Here is a 24,567-nt window from a genome sequence, read left to right on the forward strand (position 1 = left end):
CGGATGCGGCGTAAACGCCTTATCCGGCCTACCGCCGCGATCTGTAGGCCGGATAAGACGCGTCAAGCGTCGCATCCGGCAAATAGCACCTGGTAGATAATTACTGATTACCCACCTGATCGCCATACGGCAGAGTGTCGTAATCGATCAGCGCATTTTTCTTATACGGGTTACCAATCCAGCGGGTGGTTTCTTTGAATTGCGGGTTCACCACCGAACGGGTTGGATCGTAACCGTCGTAAGATAAGCCCGCCAAATCCGACCAGGTGTGGATCAGTTCAGCCAGGCTGTATTTACGATCGACATCCTGCGAGAAATCACGCGGATGAGTCGCCTGCCATTTTTCCGACGTCCACAGCAGGAACGGAATGGTGTACATGTGGCGCGTCGGGTTGTCTTCATTACGCCCCTGAGTTTTATGCGGTGGTGTGTCATAAACCTCTTCACCGTGGTCAGAGAAGTAAACCAGGAAACCATTCGTATCAGCAGCTTTAAAGTCTTTAATCAGGCTGGCAACTACGTGATCGTTGTACAAGTTGGCGTTGTCGTAATCGTTATACGATTCCAACTCTTCTGCGCTTAATCCCGGCGGCACGTGATCGGTATTGCCATCAAACTTGCCCTGATCTTCCGGGTAACGATATTTGTATTTGATGTGCGTACCCAGCAGATGAACGATGATCAGTTTCTTCGGCGCGGGGTCCTTCAGCACTTCCTGGAACGGCTTCAGCACGTTGGTGTCGTATTCACGCGCACTCTGTGTGCGTTGCTGGTTCATGTAGTACTGTTTATCGGTCTGGCGCGAAAATACCGTCAGCATGGTGTTGCGGGCGGTCATCGTTTGCTGGTTGGTGATCCAGAACGTTTTATAACCCGCCTGTTTCATCATGTTCATCAGCGACGGCTGCGTCAGGTACAGATCCGGATTCTTTTCGTTGGCGAAAGTCAGCGCCTGTTGCAGGATTTCAATGGTGTACGGACGCGATGTGACCACATTATTGAACACGGTCAGGTTTGGGTCGGTTTTATGCAGCGCATCCAGTTCAGGCGTGGTTTCACGCGGATAACCGTACAGGCTCATGCGTCCACGCTGGGTTGATTCGCCAATCACCAGTACTAAGGTGCGCGGTTCGTTGCCCGATTCGTCTTTGAAATTAGCCAGCGGCGGTAATGCGTTATTTTCATTCAGTAGTTTCGTCAGTGAGTTAAGTTGCTGGCGATACTGATAATAACCTGTCAGGAATTGCCACGGCGCGGCGGGTTCCATGCGCGATGCCAGATTATCCAACGTTTTCTCAAACGGTTTGTTTTTGATAAACGTGTTCATGGCGATCGGGTGCAGAATCAAACCATAAAGCAGGGCAAAAGAGACAACATAACGCCACGGCTTCGGAATATAGACCGGGCGCAGGCGTGTCCATAGCAGAACTGCCACTGCTGTATAGGCCAGCGCGATAAGCACAATCTTCAGGCTGAAATACTGGCTTAAATACTCGCTGGCTTCGTTGGTGTTGGTTTCAAACATCACAAACAGAACGCTCTGCGAGAACTCCTGACCGTATATGACGTAGTAACACAGCGCCGCCAGAGAGGCCGCCCACAGCATCACGCCGATTATCGCGGCGATAATTTTAATCCGCTTCGGAAAGAGGAATACCGGGATCAACCACAGCGAACTAAACAACAGCGAGTCGCGCATGCCGTTAGTACCGCTGTAGCCGCTGACGTAAATAATGACCTGTAGTAGGGTAGAGAAAAACCAAAAGTAGAGCAGTGCCCAACCCAGGGCTTTCCAGCTAAAAAGGGGTTTAGCCTGGACTTCTGTGGAATGCATAGTAAGAACCTGTCTCGAAAAAATAGCGCCGAATGTATCGGCAAAACCTTAAGGATATCTGAAGGGATATCCAGAATTTGAATAAAATGCAGACAGAAATATATTGAAAACGAGGGAGTTAGAACAGAAGTATTTCAGAAAACCCTCGCACTATTGCACGAGGGTTGATAGAGGGAGAGATTAGCCGGTATTACGCATACCTGCCGCAATCCCGGCAATAGTGACCATTAACGCTTGTTCTACGCGGGGATCCGGTTCATGACCTTCTTTTTCCGCCTGGCGGGAGCGGTGCAGTAGCTCTGCCTGCAACACGTTCAGCGGGTCGGTGTATATATTCCGTAGCTGAATAGACTCGGCAATCCACGGCAGATCCGCCATCAGATGGGAATCGTTGGCAATCGCCAGCACCACTTTGATGTCTTCTTCTTGCAGATTGCGTAACTCTTTACCTAACGGCCACAGTTCTTTGTCGACCAGGCGTTGGTCATAGTATTCCGCCAGCCACAGATCCGCTTTTGCGAACACCATCTCCAGCATTCCCAGACGTGTTGAGAAGAACGGCCAGTCGCGGCACATGGTTTCCAGTTCGTTCTGTTTGCCATCTTCGACCACTTTTTGCAGCGCTGTACCCGCACCCAGCCAGGCGGGAAGCATCAGGCGGTTTTGCGTCCAGGCGAAGATCCACGGAATGGCGCGCAGTGATTCGACGCCGCCGGTTGGGCGACGTTTCGCCGGACGTGAACCCAACGGCAGTTTGCCCAGTTCCTGTTCTGGCGTAGCGGAACGGAAGTAAGGAACAAAATCTTTGTTTTCACGCACGTAGCCACGATAGACATCGCAAGAGATGACCGACAGTTCATCCATAATCCGACGCCAGCTCTCTTTCGGCTCTGGCGGTGGCAGCAGGTTGGCTTCCAGAATCGCCCCGGTGTACAGCGACAGGCTGCTAACGGTGATTTCCGGTAGACCGTATTTAAAGCGGATCATCTCGCCCTGTTCGGTCACACGCAGGCCGCCTTTCAGGCTTCCCGGCGGTTGCGAAAGCAGTGCTGCATGTGCTGGTGCGCCACCGCGGCCAATGGAACCGCCGCGACCGTGGAACAGCGTCAGTTCAATACCCGCCTTTTCGCAGGTTTTGATTAACGCATCCTGTGCCTGATACTGCGCCCAGGATGCCGCCATCACGCCCGCATCTTTTGCTGAGTCGGAATAGCCAATCATTACCATCTGTTTGCCCTGAATCAGACCGCGATACCAGTCGATATTCAGCAGTTGGGTCATAACATCGTTGGCGTTGTTCAGGTCATCGAGGGTTTCAAACAGCGGTGCGACCGGCATCGCGAATCCAATTCCCGCTTCTTTCAGTAGCAGGTGGACAGCCAGTACGTCAGACGGTGTTTTCGCCATCGAGATCACGTAGGCGGCAATGGAGCCTTGCGGCGCTTCGGCAATCACCTGACACGTATCGAGCACTTCGCGCGTTTCGGCGCTTGGTTGCCAGTTGCGGGGCAGCAACGGACGTTTAGAGTTCAGTTCGCGGATCAGGAACGCCTGTTTGTCGGCCTCTGACCAGCTTTCGTAGTCTCCGATGCCGAGGTAGCGGGTCAGTTCACCCAATGCTTCGGTATGACGAGTACTCTCCTGGCGGATATCAATACGCACCAGCGGTACGCCGAAACATTTCACGCGGCGTAGAGTATCGAGCAGATCGCCGTTGGCGATAATCCCCATGCCACATGCCTGAAGTGACTGGTAGCAAGCGTAGAGCGGCTCCCATAATTCTTCGTTCTGTGTCAGCAGGCCTTCCGGTTTTGGCAGTTCTTCACCTTTCAGGCGCGCTTCCAGCCACGCCTGGGTCGCCATCAGGCGAGAACGCAGGTTTTTCATCAGATAGCGATACGGCTCTGCAGCACCTTCTTCACCGACCAGCGCCAGCAGTTCAGGTGTTGCTTCAACCATCGACAACTCGGAGACCAGAACCTGAATATCTTTCAGGAACAGGTCAGTTGCTTTCCAGCGACTGAGCAGAAGTACGTGACGGGTGATGTCGGCGGTGACGTTTGGGTTGCCATCGCGGTCGCCGCCCATCCACGAGGTAAAACGAACCGGAACAAATTCTACCGGCAGTTTGTAGCCCAGGTTTTCTTCCAGTTGCTCATTCAGTTCGCGCAGGTAATTCGGCACGCCCTGCCACAGGCTGTTTTCTACTACTGCAAAACCCCATTTGGCTTCATCAATTGGGCTTGGGCGTAGTTTGCGGATTTCATCGGTATGCCACGACTGAGCGATCAACTGGCGCAGACGGCGCATTAATTGGTGATGTTCGTAGTCAGCGAGATCTTTGTTGTCGAGCTGTTTTAAGCAGGCGTTCACTTCCACCATTTTGTGGATCAGTGTGCGGCGGGTGATTTCGGTTGGGTGTGCGGTAAGAACCAGTTCCAGCGACAACGATTCAACCGCTTTTTTGATAGTTTCTTCGCTAAGGTCTGGCTGGTTTTTTAGTTTACGCAGGGTACGGGCGATCACTTCCGGATTGCTGGCAGCCTCACCTTTTGGCGAAATGCTGTGGTATTGCTCGGCGGTGTTGGCCAGGTTCAGGAACTGGCTAAACGCACGCGCAACGGGTAGCAGCTCATCGTTTGACAAATTTTGTAAGGTGGTGAGCAACTCCTGGCGGTTAGCATCATTGCCAGCGCGTGAAGATTTGGACAACTTACGGATAGTTTCTACGCGTTCAAGAATGTGTTCTCCCAACGCATCCTTGATGGTTTCTCCCAGCACTTTGCCGAGCATACTGACATTACTGCGCAACGCGGAATATTGTTCGTTCATATGACCCCAGACACCCCATCTTATCGTTTGATAGCCCTGTATCCTTCACGTCGCATTGGCGCGAATATGCTCGGGCTTTGCTTTTCGTCGTCTTTTATAAAGCCACGTAAACGCGGTGACGTCAAATGCTGCGAAATCGCTTCAGCAAACGAATAAATAGCAGGGATTTACGCCATTAAATTCACGACGTTTTAAATAAGCGTAACTTATGGGAATGTTAAAAATTCGCCTCGCGTAACACCAAATACGTAGGTCGGATAAGATGCGTAAGCATCGCATCCGACATTATTGCGACGCTGGAGTTTGGCAGCAGTGCCGGATGCGGCGCGAGCGCCTTATCCGGCCTACGGTTGGGCATCATTTGATTCACTGTAGATCGGATAAGATGCGTAAGCATCACATCCGACATTACTGCGGTGCTGGAGTTTGGTAGCAGTGCCGGATGCGGTGCGAATGCTTTGTCCGGCCTACGGTTGGGCATCATTTGATTCACTGTAGGTCGGATAAGATGCGCAAGCATCGCATCCGACATTATTGCGGCGCTGGAGTTTGGCAGCAGTGCCGGATGCGGCGCGAGCGCCTTATCCGGCCTACGGTTGGGCATCATTTGATTCACTGTAGGTCGGATAAGATGCGTAAGCATCGCATCCGACATTATTGCGGCGCTGGAGTTTGGCAACAGTGCCGGATGCGGCGCGAGCGCCTTATCCGGCCTACGGTTGGGCATCATTTGATTCACTGTAGGTCGGATAAGATGCGTAAGCATCGCATCCGACATTATTGCGGCGCTGGAGTTTGGCAGCAGTGCCGGATGCGGCGCGAGCGCTTTGTCCGGCCTACGGTTGGGCATCATTTGATTCACTGTAGGTCGGATAAGATGCGTAAGCATCGCATCCGACATTATTGCGGCGCTGGAGTTTGGCAGCAGTGCCGGATGCGGCGCGAGCGCTTTGTCCGGCCTACGGTTGGGCATCATTTGATTCACTGTAGGTCGGATAAGATGCGTAAGCATCGCATCCGACATTATTGCGGCGCTGGAGTTTGGCAACAGTGCCGGATGCGGCGCGAGCGCCTTATCCGGCCTACGGTTGGGCATCATTTGATTCACTGTAGGTCGGATAAGATGCGTAAGCATCGCATCCGACATTATTGCGGCGCTGGAGTTTGGCAACAGTGCCGGATGCGGTGCGAATGCTTTGTCCGGCCTACGGTTGGGCATCATTTGAGTCACTGTAGGTCGGATAAGATGCGCAAGCATCACATCCGACATTACTGCGGCGCTGGAGTTTGGCAGCAGTGCCGGATGCGGCGCGAGCGCCTTATCCGGCCTACGGTTGGGCATCATTTGAGTCACTGTAGGTCGGATAAGATGCGCAAGCATCGCATCCGACATTACTGCGGTGCTGGAGTTTGGCAACAGTGCCGGATGCGGTGCGAGCGCTTTGTCCGACCTACGTTTTAATGCCAGCAAAAATGGTGAATCACCTGGGTGATCAACTCGCGGGTGGGTTTAATAAACCGTGTCTCCAGATATTCATCAGGCTGATGGGCTTGATTGATTGAACCTGGTCCTAACACCAGCGTCGGGCATAGCGTCTGAATAAACGGTGCTTCGGTACAGTAGTTCACCACTTCGGTCTGTGCGCCGAGCAATTTCTCAACCACTTCAACCAGTTGATGATTCGGCGGGCACTCATAACCAGGGATCGGCGGATGCAGCTCTTCGACCGTCAGACGACCCGGCCAGCGTTCGCTTACCGGTGCCAGCGCGTCGTTGAGCAAGCCGTTAAGTTCATTGAGCGTCATGCCAGGCAGCGGACGAATATCCATATGCAACTCACAGCAGGCGCAAATTCGGTTAGATGCGTCACCGCCGTGAATATGCCCGAGGTTGAGCGTGGGATACGGTACGGTAAACGCTTCATAGTGATAGCGTTCTTTAAGGTCGTCACGTAATTGTAAAATATGGCCGATGGCGTCATGCATCAGCTCGATGGCATTCACCCCGCGTGCCGGATCGCTGGAGTGCCCCGACTGACCCATAATGCGAATGGCGTTAGAAATATGGCCTTTATGTGCGCGTACCGGTTGCAGTGACGTCGGTTCGCCAATGATGGCGTAATCCGGGCGCAGGGCGGTGGTTTCGGCAAAATAACGCGCTCCGGCCATACTGGTTTCTTCATCGGCAGTCGCCAGAATGTAGAGCGGCTTTGCAAGCTTCGTGACGTCGACATCGCGTAGTGCATCAAGGATAAACGCAAAGAAGCCTTTCATGTCGGCGGTGCCCAGACCATAGAGCTTGCCGTCATGCTCAGTCAGCGTAAACGGATCGCGCGTCCAGCGCCCGTCATCAAACGGCACGGTATCGGTATGCCCCGCCAGCAACAAGCCGCCAGCGCCGTGTCCGCAACTTGCCAGCATATTAAATTTGTTGCGTGTTCCCGGCACGGGCTGCACTTCCACATTGAAGCCCAAATCTTTGAACCAACCCGCCAGCAGAGTGATTAAATCTGCATTGCTTTGATCGAGCGCTTCTTCCGTGGCGCTTATTGAAGGTGTGGCAATCAGAGCAAGGTAGATCTCGATAAATGGCGGTAATTTGTTTTTCATTGTTGACATACCTCTGGTCATGATAGTATCAATATTCATGCATTAATTGTGAATAAAAATACACTAACGTTGAGCGTAATAAAACCCACCAGCCGTAAGGTGAATGTTTTACGTTTAGCCAGGCAAACAGACATAAGAAGGTGAATAGCCCCGATGTTGAATACGCTGATTGTGGGTGCCAGTGGTTACGCTGGCGCAGAGCTAGTGACCTATGTAAATCGCCATCCGCATATGAACATAACCGCTTTGACTGTTTCAGCGCAAAGCAATGATGCGGGAAAGTTAATCTCCGATTTGCATCCGCAGCTCAAAGGCATCGTTGATCTGCCGCTGCAGCCGATGTCGGATATCAGCGAGTTTAGCCCAGGGGTGGATGTGGTGTTTCTCGCCACTGCCCATGAAGTTAGCCACGATTTAGCACCGCAGTTTCTTGATGCAGGCTGTGTGGTATTCGACCTTTCCGGCGTATTCCGCGTTAACGACGCCGCCTTCTATGAAAAATATTACGGCTTTACCCATCAATACCCGGAACTGCTGGAGCAAGCCGCTTATGGTCTGGCGGAGTGGTGCGGCAATAAATTAAAAGAAGCGAATTTGATTGCGGTGCCGGGGTGTTACCCGACGGCAGCGCAGTTGGCGCTTAAACCGTTGATTGATGCCGATCTTCTAGATCTCAATCAGTGGCCGGTCATCAACGCCACCAGCGGTGTAAGCGGTGCAGGACGTAAGGCAGCGATTTCTAACAGCTTTTGTGAAGTCAGCCTGCAACCATACGGTGTCTTTACCCATCGCCATCAACCGGAGATCGCTACACACCTTGGTGCTGACGTGATCTTCACCCCGCATCTGGGCAATTTCCCGCGCGGCATTCTGGAAACGATTACCTGCCGTCTGAAACCGGGCGTGACCCAGGCGCAAGTAGCACAAGTGTTGCAACAGGCATATGCGCATAAACCGCTGGTACGGTTGTATGACAAAGGCGTTCCGGCGCTGAAAAACGTTGTCGGGCTACCGTTCTGCGATATCGGTTTTGCCGTTCAGGGCGAGCATCTGATTGTGGTGGCGACCGAAGACAACTTATTGAAAGGTGCGGCGGCACAGGCAATCCAGTGTGCCAATATTCGTTTCGGCTATGCGGAAACGCAGTCTCTTATTTAAGGGTGCAATGATGAATCCATTAATTATCAAACTGGGCGGCGTATTGCTGGATAGTGAAGAGGCGCTGGAACGGCTGTTTAGCGCACTGGTGAATTATCGCGAGTCTCATCAGCGTCCGTTGGTGATTGTTCACGGCGGCGGCTGCGTGGTGGATGAGTTGATGAAAGGGTTGAATCTGCCGGTGAAAAAGAAAAACGGCCTGCGCGTGACGCCTGCGGATCAGATAGACATTATCACTGGCGCACTGGCGGGAACGGCAAATAAAACCCTGCTGGCGTGGGCGAAGAAACATCAGATTGCTGCTGTGGGGCTGTTTCTCGGTGATGGCGACAGCGTCAAAGTGACCCAGCTCGATGAAGAGTTGGGCCATGTTGGACTGGCGCAGCCAGGTTCGCCTAAGCTTATCAACACGTTGCTGGAAAACGGTTATTTGCCGGTGGTCAGCTCTATTGGTGTGACGGACGAAGGGCAACTGATGAACGTCAATGCTGACCAGGCCGCGACGGCACTGGCGGCAACGCTGGGTGCGGATCTGATTTTGCTTTCTGATGTCAGTGGCATCCTCGACGGTAAAGGGCAACGAATTGCTGAGATGACCGCGGCGAAAGCAGAACAACTGATTGAGCAGGGCATTATTACTGACGGCATGATTGTGAAAGTGAATGCGGCGCTGGACGCTGCACGCACGCTGGGCCGCCCGGTGGACATCGCCTCCTGGCGTCATGCGGAACAGCTTCCGGCACTGTTTAACGGTATGCCGATGGGGACGCGGATTTTAGCTTAATTTTTGTTGGCCGGAGGCACAGCTTCCGGCATTGAATTTCAAAATAAGGAAACAGAGTTATGGCACTTTGGGGCGGGCGTTTTACTCAGGCAGCAGATCAACGGTTCAAACAATTTAATGACTCATTGCGCTTTGATTACCGTCTGGCGGAGCAGGATATTGTCGGCTCTGTAGCCTGGTCCAAAGCCCTGGTAACGGTAGGTGTGTTGACCGCAGAAGAGCAGGTGCAACTAGAAGAGGCGCTGAACGTGCTGCTGGAAGACGTTCGCGCCAGGCCACAACAAATCCTCGAAAGCGACGCCGAAGATATCCATAGCTGGGTGGAAGGTAAACTGATCGACAAAGTGGGTCAGTTAGGCAAAAAACTGCATACCGGGCGTAGCCGTAATGACCAGGTAGCGACTGACCTGAAATTGTGGTGCAAAGAGATGGTCAGCGAGTTGCTGGCAGCTAACCGCCAGTTGCAATCGGCGTTGGTGGAAACGGCGCAAAATAATCAGGACGCAGTGATGCCGGGTTATACCCACCTGCAACGCGCTCAACCGGTGACGTTCGCTCACTGGTGCCTGGCCTATGTTGAGATGCTGGCGCGTGATGAAAGCCGTTTGCAGGACGCGCTTAAGCGTCTGGATGTCAGCCCGTTAGGTTGTGGTGCGCTGGCGGGAACGGCCTATGACATTGACCGTGAACAACTGGCTGGCTGGCTGGGTTTTGCCTCGGCAACGCGTAACAGCCTGGACAGCGTTTCTGACCGTGATCACGTACTGGAACTGCTTTCTGCCGCCGCCATCGGCATGGTGCATCTGTCGCGTTTTGCCGAAGATCTCATTTTCTTTAACACCGGCGAAGCGGGTTTTGTCGAGCTGTCCGATCGCGTGACTTCCGGTTCATCCTTAATGCCGCAGAAGAAAAACCCGGATGCGCTGGAGCTGATTCGTGGGAAATGTGGTCGTGTCCAGGGCGCATTAACCGGCATGATGATGACTCTGAAAGGGTTGCCGCTGGCCTATAACAAAGACATGCAGGAAGACAAAGAGGGCTTGTTCGACGCACTCGACACCTGGCTGGATTGCCTGCATATGGCGGCGCTGGTGCTGGATGGGATTCAGGTGAAACGCCCACGTTGTCAGGAAGCGGCGCAGCAGGGTTACGCTAACGCCACTGAACTGGCGGATTATCTGGTGGCAAAAGGCGTACCGTTCCGCGAGGCGCACCATATTGTGGGTGAAGCGGTGGTGGAAGCCATTCGTCAAGGCAAACCACTGGAAGAACTGCCGCTGGCTGAGTTGCAGAAATTCAGCAAGGTGATTGGAGAAGATGTGTATCCGATTCTGTCGTTGCAATCGTGCCTCGACAAACGTGCGGCAAAAGGCGGCGTCTCACCGCAGCAGGTGGCGCAGGCGATTGCTTTTGCAAAGGCGCGGTTGGTGTAACTTGTTTATATCGCTCCCCTGAAAACGGGGAGTTTGCCTTATCATGCCTACGTAGTGTTGCGCTTTGTAAGCCAGATAAGGCGTTTACGCCGCATCTGGCAGGAATTTATCATCATCCTGATGCCCCTGAGTTTTACGTCCAGCCACAGCCATTCTTCGTCACATTCCTTTTAATTCTTGCGTCTTCTTTACGTTTACTTTTCCTATAAAAATCATTTTCAAATACATCAAACAATACATATTTTAATTAATTGAATATAATTAATTTCTATTGCTGTGTTCATTTTTAAGATTAATGGAATTTGTTATGTGATTATTTAACGTGTTGTTTTAACGATGATGGTTAATATTGTAGACAATATTTGAGGATATTTCTGTTCCTCGGCGGAAAATTTTATTTTTAATGTGATCACGGTTGAATAATCACTTTTTCTTCCTTGTATGGTAGTAGGTATAAAATTAAGTTTAAAACGTCTATTTAAAACACAGGAGAGTGCAATAATGAAAATTATTGCTGCGGATGTTTTTGTCACTTGCCCCGGGCGTAATTTCGTTACGCTTAAAATAACCACTGAAAGCGGACTTTGTGGGCTGGGAGATGCCACATTAAATGGTCGTGAATTGTCGGTCGCTTCCTATCTGAAAGATCATCTTTGTCCACAATTAATAGGTCGCGATGCCAGCCGTATCGAAGATATCTGGCAATTCTTTTATAAAGGTGCTTACTGGCGGCGTGGCCCCGTCACGATGTCGGCAATCTCTGCCATTGATATGGCGTTATGGGATATCAAAGCTAAAGCAGCCAATATGCCGCTGTATCAACTGCTGGGTGGCGCTTCTCGCGAGGGCGTGATGGTCTATTGCCACACCACCGGGCGTACAATTGATGAAGTCCTTGAAGACTATGCAAAACACCAGCAAATGGGCTTTAAGGCGATTCGGGTGCAGTGCGGCGTGCCGGGTATGCAAACTACCTATGGCCTGGCGAAGGGAAAAGGGCTGGCTTACGAACCGGCAACCAAAGGCCAGTGGCCGGAAGAACAATTGTTGTCTTCAGAAAAGTATCTCGATTTTACGCCGAAGCTCTTTGAGGCCGTGCGCAACAAGTTCGGTTTTAATGAACATCTGTTGCATGACATGCACCATCGCCTTACCCCTATTGAAGCGGCGCGCTTTGGTAAGAGCATTGAAGATTACCGCCTGTTCTGGATGGAAGACCCGACACCTGCCGAGAATCAGGAATGTTTCCGTTTGATTCGCCAGCATACCGTGACACCAATTGCGGTCGGAGAAGTCTTTAATAGTATCTGGGATTGTAAGCAGTTAATCGAAGAGCAGTTAATTGACTATATCCGCACGACGATTACCCATGCTGGTGGAATTACCGGGATGCGACGGATTGCCGATTTTGCATCGCTTTATCAGGTGCGTACCGGTTCGCATGGCCCTTCTGATTTATCGCCCATTTGCCATGCGGCAGCGCTGCATTTTGATCTCTGGGTGCCTAACTTCGGTGTTCAGGAGTACATGGGTTATTCCGAACAAATGCTTGAGGTCTTCCCGCATAGCTGGCGCTTCGACGCGGGTTATATGCACCCAGGCGATGAACCAGGGCTGGGTATCTCCTTTGATGAGAAGCTGGCGGCGAAATATCCGTATGATCCGGCGTATCTCCCCGTTGCGCGTCTGGAAGACGGTACATTGTGGAATTGGTAGTGATTTAAGCGAAACCGTATATCTGTCGCTTAATTTATTTATTGAGTAATCAAATCTATTCAATTTTCTCAAGGAGTATAAAAATGGATGTTGATTTGCCAGGTAGTGTTGCGGGTAATAAACCGCAACGGATTCGCCGTATTCAGACGGTGGCGCTGGTTTTATTATTTATGGCGGGAATCGTTAATTTTCTCGATCGCTCATCATTGAGCGTGGCAGGCGAGGCGATTCGTGGCGAGTTAGGATTATCAGCCACAGAGTTTGGCGTTTTACTTTCTGCATTTTCTCTGTCTTATGGTTTTTCACAACTGCCTTCCGGTATTTTGTTAGATCGTTTTGGTCCACGAATTGTGTTAGGCGCAGGATTAATATTCTGGTCATTAATGCAGGCATTAACAGGAATGGTTAATTCCTTTAGCCACTTTATTATTATGCGTATTGGACTGGGTATTGGTGAAGCGCCGTTTATGCCTGCGGGGGTGAAATCTATCACCGACTGGTATGCGCAAAAAGAACGCGGCACGGCGCTGGGGATCCTTAACTCATCTACCGTTATCGGTCAGGCCATCGCGCCCCCTGTTCTTGTATTGATGCAACTGGCGTGGGGCTGGAGGACGATGTTTGTCATCATCGGCCTGGCGGGGATTCTGGTTGGGATTTGCTGGTACGCATGGTATCGCAACCGGGCGCAGTTTGTCCTGACCGATGAAGAACGAGCGTATCTCTCTGCACCGGTTAAGCCGCGTCCACAATTGCAATTTAGCGAGTGGCTGGCGCTGTTTAAACATCGGACAACCTGGGGGATGATTTTAGGTTTCGCTGGTGTCAACTATACCGGTTGGCTCTACATTGCGTGGTTACCCGGTTATTTGCAGGCTGCGCAAGGTTTCAGTCTGGCAAAAACCGGCTGGGTGGCGGCGATTCCTTTCCTTGCGGCGGCAGTCGGGATGTGGATCAACGGTATTGTTGTCGATAGACTGGCGAAAAAAGGCTACGACCTGGCGAAGACGCGTAAAACGGCCATTGTTTGCGGTTTGATGATGTCGGCATTAGGGACGTTGCTGGTGGTGCAATCTTCCTCGCCTGCGCAGGCGGTGGCGTTTATCTCAATGGCGCTGTTCTGCGTGCATTTCGCGGGAACATCGGCATGGGGACTGGTGCAGGTGATGGTGTCAGAAACAAAAGTGGCTTCCATCGCTGGTATTCAAAACTTTGGCAGTTTTGTCTTTGCTTCCTTTGCCCCGATCGTGACCGGCTGGGTAGTGGATACTACGCACTCGTTTAATCTGGCGCTGGTTATTGCGGCCTGCGTGACCTTCATCGGCGCGCTGTGTTACTTCTTTATCGTCAAAGATCGCATTGAATAAATATTGGGTCTGGCTCTCTTGTGGGAGCCGGGCGAAATAAAAAAAAGCGGATCCTGGAGATCCGCAAAAGTTCACGTTGGCTTTAGTTATTCGAGTTGAGAAACTCTCGAAACGGGCAGTGACTTCAAGGGTTAAAGAGGTGCCGCTCCGTTTCTGTGAGCAATTATCAGTCAGAATGCTTGATAGGGATAATCGTTCGTTGCTATGCTACCTATCGCCATGAACTATCGTGGCGATGGAGGATGGATAATGAATATTCGTGATCTTGAGTACCTGGTGGCATTGGCCGAACACCGCCATTTTCGCCGTGCGGCAGATTCCTGCCACGTCAGCCAGCCAACCCTGAGTGGGCAAATTCGTAAGCTGGAAGATGAGCTGGGCGTGATGTTGCTGGAGCGGACCAGCCGTAAAGTGTTATTCACCCAGGCGGGAATGCTGCTGGTGGATCAGGCGCGTACCGTGCTGCGTGAGGTGAAAGTCCTTAAAGAGATGGCAAGCCAGCAGGGCGAGACCATGTCCGGGCCGCTGCACATTGGTTTGATTCCAACGGTCGGGCCTTACCTGCTACCGCATATTATCCCGATGCTGCACCAGGCTTTTCCGAAGCTGGAAATGTATCTGCATGAAGCCCAGACCCATCAATTACTGGCGCAACTGGACAGCGGCAAACTCGACTGTGTGATCCTCGCACTGGTGAAGGAGAGCGAAGCATTCATTGAAGTGCCGTTGTTTGATGAGCCAATGCTGTTGGCAATCTATGAAGATCACCCGTGGGCTGATCGTGAATGTGTACCGATGGCCGATCTGGCCGGGGAAAAACTGCTGATGCTGGAAGATGGTCACTGTCTGCGCGATCAGGCAATGGGCTTCTGCTTTGAAGCGGGGGCGGATGAAGATACACACTTCCGCGCGACCAGTCTGGAGACGCTGCGTAACATGGTGGCGGCTGGTAGCGGTATCACTTTACTGCCTGCGCTGGCCGTGCCGCCGGAGCGTAAACGTGATGGCGTTGTTTATCTGCCGTGCATTAAGCCGGAACCACGCCGCACTGTTGGCCTGGTTTACCGTCCGGGTTCGCCGCTGCGCAGTCGCTATGAGCAACTGGCAGAGGCCATCCGTGCAAGAATGGATGGCCATTTCGGTAAAACGTTAAAACAGGCGATTTAAGCCGTTTAGCGCCGCGACCCGATAGGCTTCCGCCATAGTCGGGTAGTTAAAGGTGGTGTTGACGAAGTACTCAATCGTGTTGCCGCCACCTTTCTGTTCCATAATCGCCTGACCGATATGAATAATTTCGGCAGCGCGCTCACCAAAGCAGTGAATTCCCAGAATCTCTTTTGTTTCCCGATGGAACAAAATTTTCAACGTGCCCACGTTCATCCCGACAATTTGCGCACGAGCCAGATGTTTAAACTGGGCGCGGCCCACTTCATACGGCACTTTCATCGCGGTCAGTTGCTGTTCCGTTTTACCGACCGAGCTGATTTCCGGAATGGTGTAGATGCCGGTAGGGATATCTTCAATCAGATGCGCGGTGGCTTCGCCTTTCACCAGCGCCTGTGCGGCAATGCGTCCCTGGTCGTAGGCCGCCGACGCCAGGCTTGGATAACCAATCACGTCGCCCACCGCGTAAACGTGCGGCTGCGCGGTCTGGTACATGCTGTTGACCTTTAGCTGACCGCGGCTGTCAGTTTCCAGTCCAATGTTCTGTAACGCCAGTGAATCGGTATTACCGGTGCGACCGTTGGCATAGAGCAGGCAGTCTGCTTTCAGCTTTTTGCCTGACTTCAGGTGCATGATCACGCCGTCGTCACAGCCTTCGATCTTCTCGTACTCTTCGTTGTGACGGATCACCACGCCACTGTTCCAGAAGTGATAGGAGAGAGAATCTGACATCTCCTGATCCAGAAATGCCAGCAGGCGATCACGGGTGTTGATCAGATCGACTTTCACATCCATTCCACGGAAGATCGACGCATATTCGCAGCCGATCACCCCGGCACCGTAGATAAGTACATGGCGCGGTTCGTGATGCATGCTAAGAATCGAGTCGCTGTCGTAAATGCGCGGATGGGTAAAATCGACGTCTGCCGGATGATAAGGGCGAGAACCGCAGGCAATGACATATTTTTCTGCGGTCAGCGTTTCTACCGTGCCGTCAGGGCAATCCAGCGCCAACGTGTGCTCGTCAACAAAGCGAGCGTTTCCCTGCAATATTTCGCAGTGATTACGTTCGTAAAATCCCTGACGCATGCGCGTTTGTTGATTAATCACATTATCGGCATGGTTGAGGATATCGGCAAAAGAAGAGCGGAGCAGCCGTGAATGATCGCTATAAAGAGGGTTTTGATTAAATTCTATAATGCGGCTGACAGCGTGACGGAGGGCTTTCGACGGAATGGTGCCCCAGTGGGTGCAACCGCCGCCAACATTTTGATAACGCTCGATAACGGCGACGCGCGCACCTTGTTTAACCAGACCCATTGCAGCGCCTTCGCCGCCGGGGCCGGAACCTATTACTATGGCATCGTAATCGTAGGAATGTGACATGGTAGGGCTTACCTGTTCTTATACATAAAAGCAACAGAATGGTAACATTTTATCGCGGGTAAGCCAATTGATCCCCGTCATTTATCTGGTTATATCGTGAGCGGCCTTTGCTTTGTCTGCTCCTTCCCTGTCTCATTAATTCGCAATTAAACGCTTTTTCTTATGGCAGATAGTTTTATCTTGCTGAAAAGTGCCTTTTTGTTATTGTCTCCGTGAAATCATTTTATAAAACAAATAGATAAACATTTTATATTGATTGGTTATTTGTATTTATACCATCAATGCAATCCGTTAATTAGCCTGTTTATCAGTGAATAAAGGAATAGCCGATGATCGAACACTCTATTCGTGGGTTTGAGGAAGAACTGCGCGAGATCCGCCATCAGATCCATGAAAATCCGGAGCTGGGGTTAAAGGAGTTTAAAACCAGTGCGCTGGTGGCGGAAAAGCTACGCCTGTGGGGTTATGAAGTTGAACAAGGGCTGGCGACGACGGGCGTGGTCGCTACCTTAAAAGTCGGTGACGGAGAGAAAAGTATTGGCTTGCGTGCCGATATGGATGCGCTGCCAATTTATGAAAATAGCGGCAAGTCCTGGGCCAGTAAACATCCCGGTTTAATGCATGCCTGCGGGCATGACGGACATACCACAATATTGCTGGGTGCCGCGCGCTATCTTGCTGAAACCCGCCGCTTTAACGGCACGTTGCGCCTTATCTTCCAGCCAGCGGAAGAAATGATTAACGGCGGCGAGATCATGGTTAAAGAAGGGCTTTTTGACCGTTTCCCCTGCGATGTCATTTTCGGCATGCATAACATGCCCGGTCTGCCAGTGGGTAAGTTTTATTTCCAGCCCGGAGCGCTGATGGCGTCAATGGATCAATTCCATATTACGGTTCGTGGTTGTGGCGGACACGGTGCGATCCCTCACAAAGCGATTGATCCGGTGCTGGTTGCCGCACATATCACCACCGCATTACAAAGCATTGTGTCGCGCAATGTCGATCCGCTGGAGGCAGCAGTCATTACCGTCGGCAGTATTGTTGCGGGTGAGGCCGCTAACGTCATTCCTGATAGTGCTGAGATGAAAATTAGCGTCCGCTCTCTTAGCCGTGAAACCCGGCAACTTCTGTTGGCCCGTATTCCCGCTCTGGCACAAGCCCAGGCTATCAGCTTTGGTGCTACGGCTGATGTGACGCATGTTAACGGTACTCCGGTGTTGGTCAACGATGAAGAGATGGCGCGCTTTGCCTGGCAGGTGGCGTGTAAAACGTTTGGTGAAGATCGGGCCGGGTTTGGCATCAAGCCTCTGATGGGCAGTGAAGATTTCTCTTTCATGCTGGAAGCCCAGCCGAAAGGTGCTTTTTTGCTGTTCGGTAATGGCGATGTCGGGGAAGGGGCATGCATGGTGCATAACCCAGGTTACGACTTCAACGATGCAAGTCTGGTTCCGGCAAGCAGCTACTGGGGCGCACTGGTGGAAGCCTGGCTGCAATAAATAAAACAACACACAACATCACTATCTGGCAAGGAACATGGAATGACGGCGATCGTAAATGAAACAGTGGACGTAAGGAAAAAGCCCAGCGGCAAACGGGTGATTTTTGCCTCGGCGTTTGGCAATGCGCTCGAATTTTTTGATTTTGGCGTTTACAACTTTTTTGTGGTCTATATCAGCACGCTTTTCTTCCCACCCAGTGCCGATCACAATGTCGCGCTGTTACTGGCATTTGCAACGTTTGGCGTGAGCTTTTTTATGCGCCCGCTTGGTGGGATTATCGTTGGTGCCTGGGCCGATCGTTTCGGGCGGAAACCGGCGATGGTGTTTACCATTGCCCTGATGAGTCTCGGTACGCTGATGATCGGCATTGCGCCAACATATGCGACGGCGGGATATTGGGGAACAGCGACGCTGGTGCTGGCGCGCCTGATTCAGGGCGTTGCGGCAGGCGGTGAAGTCGGTGCCTCAATGTCTTTGCTGGTTGAGTCAGCTCCGGCAAATCGTCGCGGCTTTTACAGTAGCTGGTCGCTGGCGACCCAGGGGCTGGCAACGACCTTTGGTGGTGTCGTCGCTTTGGGTTTGAGCGCATGGCTGCCGTTCGCCACAGGTTCAGAAACCGTAATGGCGGAGTGGGGCTGGCGTGTACCGTTTTTTATTGGTGTGCTGTTAGCGCCCATCGGTTGCTGGCTGCGCCTGAGTCTGGAAAACGATGTGCCTGAACCTGTGCACCATAAAAAAGCCGCAGCCAGCGAAAGCGCGTTTTCTCTGCTCTTGCAACATAAAGCAACCATCGTTAATGGTGTTTTACTCGCTATTGGTAGTACGGTTGCAACCTATATCTCCCTCTTTTACTACGGCACCTGGGCTGCGAAGTATCTGGCGATGCCTCAACACTATTCTCATGCAGCGATGTTACTGGCGGGCGTTATTACGTTTGTGGGGGCGTTGTTGGTGGGGATGCTGTGTGATTCGGTCGGGCGTAAAAAGCTGATTTTAATCTCCCGCGTGATGGTGTTGATCTGTAGCTGGCCATCGTTCTGGCTGTTGGTGAATTATCCCAGTCCCGGCATGTTGCTGACGGTGGTTTTCGTGATGGTCAGCTTCACCACGCTTGGCGGTGTACCGGTAATGTTGCTGATTTCCGAACTGTTACCGAAACGGATTCGGGCATTGGGCTTCGCACTGGTTTATAGCATTGGCGTAGCAATCTTCGGCGGGTTTGCGCAATACTTTGCCACGCAATCCATTGTGTTACTGGATAGCCTGACGGCGCCAGCGTGGTATCTGGGCGGAGGTACGTTGTTGTCGATGCTGGCGTTGTTGTTTGTGAAAGAACCGGCTAAAGAGTTGCAGTAAATGTGTTTTATTGCGTTACCGTTCATTCACAACACTGGAGCAATCCAGTATGTTCATTCTCTGGTATAGTGCCAACAGTACTTTTGGCAAGGATTTAGACATCGTGATGGGCGTAAGAGCGCAACAAAAAGAAAAAACCCGCCGTTCTCTGGTGGAAGCCGCATTTAGCCAATTAAGTGCTGAACGTAGCTTCGCCAGCCTGAGTTTGCGTGAAGTGGCGCGTGAAGCGGGCATTGCTCCCACCTCTTTTTATCGGCATTTCCGCGACGTAGACGAACTTGGTCTGACCATGGTTGATGAGAGCGGTTTAATGCTGCGCCAACTCATGCGCCAGGCGCGTCAGCGTATTGCTAAAGGCGGGAGTGTGATCCGCACCTCGGTCTCCACATTTATGGAGTTCATCGGTAATAATCCGAACGCCTTCCGGTTATTATTGCGGGAACGCTCCGGCACCTCCGCTGCGTTCCGTGCCGCTGTTGCGCGTGAAATTCAGCACTTCATTGCGGAACTTGCGGACTATCTGGAACTTGAAAACCATATGCCTCGTGCGTTTACTGAAGCGCAAGCCGAAGCAATGGTGACGATTGTCTTCAGTGCGGGTGCCGAGGCGTTGGATGTCGGCGTCGAACAACGTCGGCAATTAGAAGAGCGACTGGTACTGCAACTGCGAATGATTTCGAAAGGGGCTTATTACTGGTATCGCCGTGAACAAGAAAAAACCGCAATTATTCCGGGAAATGTGAAGGACGAGTAATGAAACAAGCAAATCAAGATAGAGGTACGCTGCTGCTGGCGCTGGTTGCAGGCTTATCGATCAATGGTACTTTTGCGGCGCTGTTTAGCTCCATTGTGCCATTTTCTGTATTCCCGATTATTTCCCTGGTGCTGACGGTCTACTGCCTGCATCAACGTTATCTTAATCGCACTATGCCGGTAGGTTTGCCGGGTCTGGCTGCTGCCTGTTTTATTCTCGGTGTTCTGCTGTACAGCACGGTGGTTCGTGCGGAATATCCGGATATCGGTTCTAACTTCTTCCCGGCCGTGCTGTCCGTCATTATGGTGTTCTGGATTGGCGCGAAGATGCGTAACCGTAAGCAGGAAATTGCTGAGTAATCAGTATCATGCTGGATGCTGGCGCATCCAGCATGGGTTTTACTTAGCGGTTAGTAATACGCCACACTCCATATGGTGCGTGTAGGGGAACTGATCAAACAGAGCCAGACGTTCAACCTTGTGCGTCTGGCTTAATGTTTCCAGATTCTTACATAACGTTTCCGGGTTGCAGGAGATATACAAAATACGCGGATACGCCTGCACCATTTTCTCGGTTTCACTGTCCAGACCGCTGCGCGGTGGGTCGACAAAAATGGTTTCGCACTGATAACTCTTCAGGTCGATACCTTGCAGACGGTTAAACTCACGCACGCCATTCATCGCTTGAGTAAACTCTTCCGCCGCCATACGAATAATTTGTACGTTATCTATATGGTTAGCAGCAATATTGTATTGCGCGGCAGCGACCGACGGCTTGGCGATTTCGGTGGCTAATACTCGATCAAAATTGCGCGCCAGAGCTAATGAAAAATTACCGTTGCCGCAGTACAACTCCAGTAAATCGCCTTTTGAGCCTTTGGTAACATCCAGCGCCCATTCCAGCATCTGAATATTCATCGCCGCGTTTGGCTGGGTGAAGCTGTTTTCTACCTGACGGTAGATCATCTCTTTCCCTGCGACCGGCAGACGCTCATCAATGTAATCCTGATCCAGCTCGATTTTTGTTTTCGTTGCCCGACCAATCAAATGCACATTCAGATTCTGCGCTCGCAGTGCATCGCGCAGGGCTTCTGCCTGCTGACGCCACTCGTCATCCAGCTTTTTATGGTACAGCAGAGAAACGACGGCCTGATTGCTCAATGTGGTGAGGTAATCAATCTGGAACAGCTTGTGGCGCAGAACGGGATTATTACGCACACCCGCAATCATCGCCGTCATCAACTGGTTGATCAGTTCACTGGCGGCGGGGAAGCTATCTACGTGGATGCGGCTTTTGGTCTGTTGATCGAAAATGATGTGGTACAGGTCATCGCCATCGTGCCAGATGCGGAATTCTGCTCGCATCCGATAATGACTGACCGGCGAGCGAAACACTTCCGGAACCAGGTCAGAAAACGGCGCCATCATACTTTGTAAACGTACCACTTTTTCGGCTAACTGCGCTTCATACTGTTCTGTTGGAAGGTGTTCGGGGGTCATGATGTATCCTGAAAATGAAATGTACGCGGCGATTGTAGGGATTGCTCATCAGATGTCCAGATCTTGATGAATTCCTATTTATGCGCGACGTCTGGACAGCAACTTGTTACAACCTGTAGCATCCACTCGCCGGTCCTGTGAGTTAATAGGGAATCCAGTGCGAATCTGGAGCTGACGCGCAGCGGTAAGGAAAGGTGCGATGATTGCGTAATGCGGACACTGCCATCCGGTGGGAAGTCATCATCTCTTTGTATCCTCAGATACCCCTCCAAGCCCGAAGACCTGCCGGCCAACGTCGCATCTGGTTCTCATCATCGCGTAATATTGATGAAACCTGCGGCATCCTTCTTCTATTGTGGATGCTTTACAATGATTAAAAAAGCTTCGCTGCTGACGGCGTGTTCCGTCACAGCCTTTTCCGCTTGGGCACAGGACACCAGCCCGGATACTCTCGTTGTTACTGCTAACCGTTTTGAACAGCCTCGCAGCACTGTGCTTGCTCCAACTACCGTTGTGACACGTCAGGATATTGACCGCTGGCAGTCGGCCTCGGTGAACGATGTTCTACGTCGTCTGCCGGGCGTGGATATCACCCAGAATGGCGGTTCAGGTCAGCTCTCTTCTATTTTTATTCGTGGTACAAACGCCAGCCATGTATTGGTGTTAATTGATGGCGTACGCCTGAATTTGGCGGGGGTCAGTGGTTCTGCCGACCTTAGCCAATTCCCTATTGCGCTTGTCCAGCGAGTTGAATATATCCGTGGACCGCGATCTGCCGTTTATGGTTCTGATGCAATAGGCGGAGTGGTGAATATCATCACCACGCGTGATGAATCCGGCACGGAAATTTCAGCGGGATGGGGAAGTAATAGTTATCAGAACTACGATGTTTCTACGCAGCAACAACTGGGGGATAAAACACGGGTAACTCTGTTGGCCGATTATGCCCATACCCATGGATTTGATGTTGTCGCCTATGGCAATACCGGAACGCAAGCACAACCAGATAACGATGGTTTTTTAAGTAAAACGCTTTATGGTGCGCTGGAGCATAATTTTACTGACACCTGGAGCGGCTTTGTGCGCGGCTATGGCTATGATAATCGTACCAATTATGACGCGTATTATTCTCCCGGCTCACCGTTACTCGATACCCGTAAACTCTATAGCCAAAGTTGGGACACCGGGCTGCGCTATAACGGCGAGCTGATTAAATCACAACTGATTACCAGTTACAGCCACAGCAAAGATTACAACTACGATCCGCATTATGGTCGTTATGATTCGTCCGCGACGCTCGATGAGATGAAGCAGTACACCGTCCAGTGGGCAAACAACGTCACCGTTGGTCACGGTAATATCGGCGCGGGTGTTGACTGGCAGAAGCAAACTACGACGCCAGGCACTGGATATGTTGCAGATGGGTATGATCAACGTAATACGGGGATCTATCTGACCGGGGTACAACAAGTTGGCGATTTTACGTTTGAAGGTGCTGCACGCAGCGATGATAACTCACAGTTTGGTCGTCATGGCACCTGGCAAACCAGTGCTGGTTGGGAGTTCATTGAAGGCTATCGCTTTATCGCTTCTTATGGCACGTCGTACAAGGCACCTAATCTTGGGCAACTGTACGGTTTCTACGGTAATCCGGATCTGAACCCCGAAAAAAGCAAACAGTGGGAAGGTGCGTTTGAGGGTTTAACCGCCGGGGTGAACTGGCGTATCTCCGGGTATCGTAACGATATCAGTGACCTGATCGATTATGACGATCACATCCTGAAATACTACAACGAAGGGAAAGCGCGGATTAAAGGCGTCGAGGCGACCGCCAATTTTGATACCGGACCGCTGACACATACGGTGAGTTACGATTATGTCGACGCACGTAATGCGATTACCGACACGCCGTTATTACGTCGCGCTAAACAGCAGGTGAAATATCAGCTCGACTGGCAACTGTATGATTTTGATTGGGGTATTACTTACCAGTATTTAGGTACTCGCTATGATAAGGATTACTCATCTTATCCCTATCAAACTGTGAAAATGGGCGGTGTGAGCTTGTGGGATATTGCGGTTGCATATCCGGTCACCTCTCATCTGACTGTTCGTGGTAAAATAGCCAACCTGTTCGACAAAGATTACGAGACAGTCTATGGCTACCAAACTGCAGGACGGGAATACACCTTGTCTGGCAGCTACACCTTCTGAACCACGTCCCACCGTGCTGGTGTTTGACTCCGGCGTCGGTGGGCTGTCGGTCTATGACGAGATCCGGCGTCTCTTACCGGATCTCCATTACATTTATGCTTTTGATAACGTCGCTTTCCCGTATGGCGAAAAAAGCGAAGAGTTTATTGTTGAGCGCGTGGTGGAAATTGTCACTGCAGTGCAAGAACGTTATCCCCTTGCATTGGCGGTGGTGGCTTGCAACACCGCCAGTACCGTTTCACTTCCTGCATTACGCGAAAAGTTTGACTTCCCGGTTGTCGGCGTCGTTCCGGCGATTAAACCCGCAGCGCGTCTGACCGCTAATGGCATTGTTGGACTGCTGGCAACTCGCGGAACAGTTAAACGTTCTTATACCCATGAGTTGATCGCGCGTTTCGCCAATGAATGCCAGATAGAAATGCTCGGTTCGGCAGAGATGGTCGAGCTGGCTGAAGCGAAGCTGCATGGCAATGAAGTTTCTCTGGATGCACTAAAGCGTATCTTGCGCCCGTGGTTAAGAATGAAAGAGCCGCCAGATACTGTTGTTCTGGGATGTACCCACTTCCCTCTATTACAAGATGAACTGTTGCAGGTGCTGCCAGAGGGAACCCGGTTGGTGGATTCAGGCGCAGCGATTGCCCGCCGAACGGCCTGGTTACTGGAGCATGAAGCCCCTGATGCAAAATCAGTCGATGCGAATATTGCCTTTTGTATGGCAATGACGCCAGAAGCTGAACAGTTATTGTCCGTTTTACAGCGTTACGGCTTTAAAACGCTCGAAAAACTGACAGTTTCAGGCTGATTTGATTGAAACTTGCGCATTCGGAAAATTATTTTAAATTTCCTCTTGTCAGGCCGGAATAACTCCCTATAATGCGCCACCACTGACACGGAACAACGGCAAATAAGCCGCCGGGTCAGCGGGGTTCTCCTGAGAACTTCGACAGAGAAAAGCGAAAAA

18 protein-coding genes and 1 riboswitch are annotated in these 24,567 nt (G+C 51.5%); of the genes, 12 read left to right on the top strand and 6 right to left on the bottom strand.

The window, feature by feature from the left end:
- Window positions 1-100 precede the first annotated feature (100 nt).
- From C1192_RS18010 to argE, 4 genes are all read right to left on the bottom strand, one after another.
- Window positions 101-1,834 carry a phosphoethanolamine transferase CptA gene (locus C1192_RS18010; RefSeq protein ID WP_038354988.1) on the bottom strand — a complete coding sequence of 578 codons (1,734 nt, stop codon included), beginning with the start codon at window positions 1,832-1,834 and terminating at the stop codon, window positions 101-103.
- Between the two features lie 180 nt (window positions 1,835-2,014).
- The gene (ppc, locus tag C1192_RS18015) at window positions 2,015-4,666 is read right to left on the bottom strand and encodes a phosphoenolpyruvate carboxylase (RefSeq protein ID WP_001005558.1); all 2,652 of its coding nucleotides are present in this window, start codon (window positions 4,664-4,666) and stop codon (window positions 2,015-2,017) included.
- A 217-nt stretch (window positions 4,667-4,883) separates the two neighbouring features.
- Window positions 4,884-6,137 carry a hypothetical protein gene (locus C1192_RS18020; protein ID WP_158650418.1) on the bottom strand — a complete coding sequence of 418 codons (1,254 nt, stop codon included), beginning with the start codon at window positions 6,135-6,137 and terminating at the stop codon, window positions 4,884-4,886.
- A complete protein-coding gene (argE, locus tag C1192_RS18025; RefSeq protein WP_038354767.1) occupies window positions 6,125-7,276 on the bottom strand; it encodes an acetylornithine deacetylase in 1,152 nt (383 codons plus the stop codon). The genes C1192_RS18020 and argE overlap by 13 nt, the downstream gene beginning before the upstream one ends.
- A gap of 153 nt (window positions 7,277-7,429) precedes the next feature.
- Between argE and argC the strand changes: the two genes are divergently transcribed.
- The 6 genes from argC (at window position 7,430) to oxyR (ending at window position 14,901) form a co-directional block, all read left to right on the top strand.
- Window positions 7,430-8,434: an N-acetyl-gamma-glutamyl-phosphate reductase gene (gene argC, locus C1192_RS18030; protein ID WP_038354768.1), complete on the top strand. Its 1,005-nt coding sequence runs from the start codon at window positions 7,430-7,432 to the stop codon at window positions 8,432-8,434.
- Between the two features lie 7 nt (window positions 8,435-8,441).
- Complete coding sequence (gene argB, locus C1192_RS18035; RefSeq protein WP_001362445.1) at window positions 8,442-9,218, top strand: acetylglutamate kinase; 777 nt, start codon at window positions 8,442-8,444, stop codon at window positions 9,216-9,218.
- A gap of 59 nt (window positions 9,219-9,277) precedes the next feature.
- Window positions 9,278-10,651: an argininosuccinate lyase gene (argH, locus tag C1192_RS18040; RefSeq protein ID WP_001240113.1), complete on the top strand. Its 1,374-nt coding sequence runs from the start codon at window positions 9,278-9,280 to the stop codon at window positions 10,649-10,651.
- Window positions 10,652-11,152: 501 nt separating this feature from the next.
- A complete protein-coding gene (manD, locus tag C1192_RS18045) occupies window positions 11,153-12,367 on the top strand; it encodes a D-mannonate dehydratase ManD (RefSeq protein ID WP_038354769.1) in 1,215 nt (404 codons plus the stop codon).
- Window positions 12,368-12,450: 83 nt separating this feature from the next.
- Window positions 12,451-13,734: an MFS transporter gene (locus C1192_RS18050; RefSeq protein WP_000382161.1), complete on the top strand. Its 1,284-nt coding sequence runs from the start codon at window positions 12,451-12,453 to the stop codon at window positions 13,732-13,734.
- 249 nt (window positions 13,735-13,983) lie between these two features.
- Window positions 13,984-14,901, top strand: a complete 918-nt coding sequence (oxyR, locus tag C1192_RS18055; RefSeq protein WP_001025929.1) for a DNA-binding transcriptional regulator OxyR — start codon at window positions 13,984-13,986, stop codon at window positions 14,899-14,901.
- Here the strand turns inward: oxyR and sthA are convergent.
- Window positions 14,884-16,284 (bottom strand): Si-specific NAD(P)(+) transhydrogenase, encoded by a 1,401-nt coding sequence (gene sthA, locus C1192_RS18060; RefSeq protein ID WP_000019889.1) that lies wholly within the window; start codon window positions 16,282-16,284, stop codon window positions 14,884-14,886. The two genes, oxyR and sthA, sit on opposite strands and share 18 nt — an antisense overlap.
- Before the next feature lie 329 nt (window positions 16,285-16,613).
- Between sthA and C1192_RS18065 the strand changes: the two genes are divergently transcribed.
- From C1192_RS18065 to C1192_RS18080, 4 genes are all read left to right on the top strand, one after another.
- Window positions 16,614-17,780, top strand: coding sequence for a M20 aminoacylase family protein (locus C1192_RS18065; RefSeq protein ID WP_016249363.1), 1,167 nt, complete (start codon window positions 16,614-16,616; stop codon window positions 17,778-17,780).
- A gap of 42 nt (window positions 17,781-17,822) precedes the next feature.
- Window positions 17,823-19,139: a citrate-proton symporter gene (locus C1192_RS18070; protein ID WP_000125454.1), complete on the top strand. Its 1,317-nt coding sequence runs from the start codon at window positions 17,823-17,825 to the stop codon at window positions 19,137-19,139.
- A 103-nt stretch (window positions 19,140-19,242) separates the two neighbouring features.
- Window positions 19,243-19,893 carry an HTH-type transcriptional repressor FabR gene (fabR, locus tag C1192_RS18075; protein ID WP_001309117.1) on the top strand — a complete coding sequence of 217 codons (651 nt, stop codon included), beginning with the start codon at window positions 19,243-19,245 and terminating at the stop codon, window positions 19,891-19,893.
- Window positions 19,893-20,252 carry a YijD family membrane protein gene (locus C1192_RS18080; RefSeq protein ID WP_000806410.1) on the top strand — a complete coding sequence of 120 codons (360 nt, stop codon included), beginning with the start codon at window positions 19,893-19,895 and terminating at the stop codon, window positions 20,250-20,252. Before fabR ends, C1192_RS18080 begins: the two co-directional genes overlap by 1 nt.
- 39 nt (window positions 20,253-20,291) lie before the next feature.
- Here the strand turns inward: C1192_RS18080 and trmA are convergent, their stop codons facing one another.
- Complete coding sequence (trmA, locus tag C1192_RS18085; RefSeq protein ID WP_038354770.1) at window positions 20,292-21,392, bottom strand: tRNA (uridine(54)-C5)-methyltransferase TrmA; 1,101 nt, start codon at window positions 21,390-21,392, stop codon at window positions 20,292-20,294.
- A gap of 113 nt (window positions 21,393-21,505) precedes the next feature.
- A riboswitch (cobalamin riboswitch) is annotated at window positions 21,506-21,696 on the top strand.
- 65 nt (window positions 21,697-21,761) lie between these two features.
- On the opposite strand from trmA, the gene btuB reads away from it, so the two are divergent.
- Window positions 21,762-23,606 carry a TonB-dependent vitamin B12 receptor BtuB gene (gene btuB, locus C1192_RS18090; RefSeq protein WP_000591341.1) on the top strand — a complete coding sequence of 615 codons (1,845 nt, stop codon included), beginning with the start codon at window positions 21,762-21,764 and terminating at the stop codon, window positions 23,604-23,606.
- Window positions 23,551-24,408, top strand: a complete 858-nt coding sequence (gene murI / locus C1192_RS18095) for a glutamate racemase (protein WP_000201835.1) — start codon at window positions 23,551-23,553, stop codon at window positions 24,406-24,408. The genes btuB and murI overlap by 56 nt, the downstream gene beginning before the upstream one ends.
- The last annotated feature ends 159 nt before the right edge of the window (window positions 24,409-24,567 follow it).

Origin of the sequence: Escherichia marmotae, from assembly GCF_002900365.1 — a bacterium.
GTDB classification, from domain to species: Bacteria; Pseudomonadota; Gammaproteobacteria; order Enterobacterales; family Enterobacteriaceae; genus Escherichia; species Escherichia marmotae.

What these genes read in the sequence shown, in the direction of transcription:
- C1192_RS18065 (WP_016249363.1), top strand. Translation starts at nt 16,614, where the DNA reads ATGATCGAACACTCTATTCGTGGGTTTGAGGAAGAACTGCGCGAGATC.
- trmA (WP_038354770.1), bottom strand. Translation starts at nt 21,392, where the DNA reads ATGACCCCCGAACACCTTCCAACAGAACAGTATGAAGCGCAGTTAGCC.
- murI (WP_000201835.1), top strand. Translation starts at nt 23,551, where the DNA reads ATGGCTACCAAACTGCAGGACGGGAATACACCTTGTCTGGCAGCTACA.
- oxyR (WP_001025929.1), top strand. Translation starts at nt 13,984, where the DNA reads ATGAATATTCGTGATCTTGAGTACCTGGTGGCATTGGCCGAACACCGC.
- C1192_RS18080 (WP_000806410.1), top strand. Translation starts at nt 19,893, where the DNA reads ATGAAACAAGCAAATCAAGATAGAGGTACGCTGCTGCTGGCGCTGGTT.
- C1192_RS18070 (WP_000125454.1), top strand. Translation starts at nt 17,823, where the DNA reads ATGACGGCGATCGTAAATGAAACAGTGGACGTAAGGAAAAAGCCCAGC.
- C1192_RS18010 (WP_038354988.1), bottom strand. Translation starts at nt 1,834, where the DNA reads ATGCATTCCACAGAAGTCCAGGCTAAACCCCTTTTTAGCTGGAAAGCC.
- argB (WP_001362445.1), top strand. Translation starts at nt 8,442, where the DNA reads ATGATGAATCCATTAATTATCAAACTGGGCGGCGTATTGCTGGATAGT.
- manD (WP_038354769.1), top strand. Translation starts at nt 11,153, where the DNA reads ATGAAAATTATTGCTGCGGATGTTTTTGTCACTTGCCCCGGGCGTAAT.
- argE (WP_038354767.1), bottom strand. Translation starts at nt 7,276, where the DNA reads ATGAAAAACAAATTACCGCCATTTATCGAGATCTACCTTGCTCTGATT.
- C1192_RS18050 (WP_000382161.1), top strand. Translation starts at nt 12,451, where the DNA reads ATGGATGTTGATTTGCCAGGTAGTGTTGCGGGTAATAAACCGCAACGG.
- argH (WP_001240113.1), top strand. Translation starts at nt 9,278, where the DNA reads ATGGCACTTTGGGGCGGGCGTTTTACTCAGGCAGCAGATCAACGGTTC.
- btuB (WP_000591341.1), top strand. Translation starts at nt 21,762, where the DNA reads ATGATTAAAAAAGCTTCGCTGCTGACGGCGTGTTCCGTCACAGCCTTT.
- argC (WP_038354768.1), top strand. Translation starts at nt 7,430, where the DNA reads ATGTTGAATACGCTGATTGTGGGTGCCAGTGGTTACGCTGGCGCAGAG.
- sthA (WP_000019889.1), bottom strand. Translation starts at nt 16,284, where the DNA reads ATGTCACATTCCTACGATTACGATGCCATAGTAATAGGTTCCGGCCCC.
- ppc (WP_001005558.1), bottom strand. Translation starts at nt 4,666, where the DNA reads ATGAACGAACAATATTCCGCGTTGCGCAGTAATGTCAGTATGCTCGGC.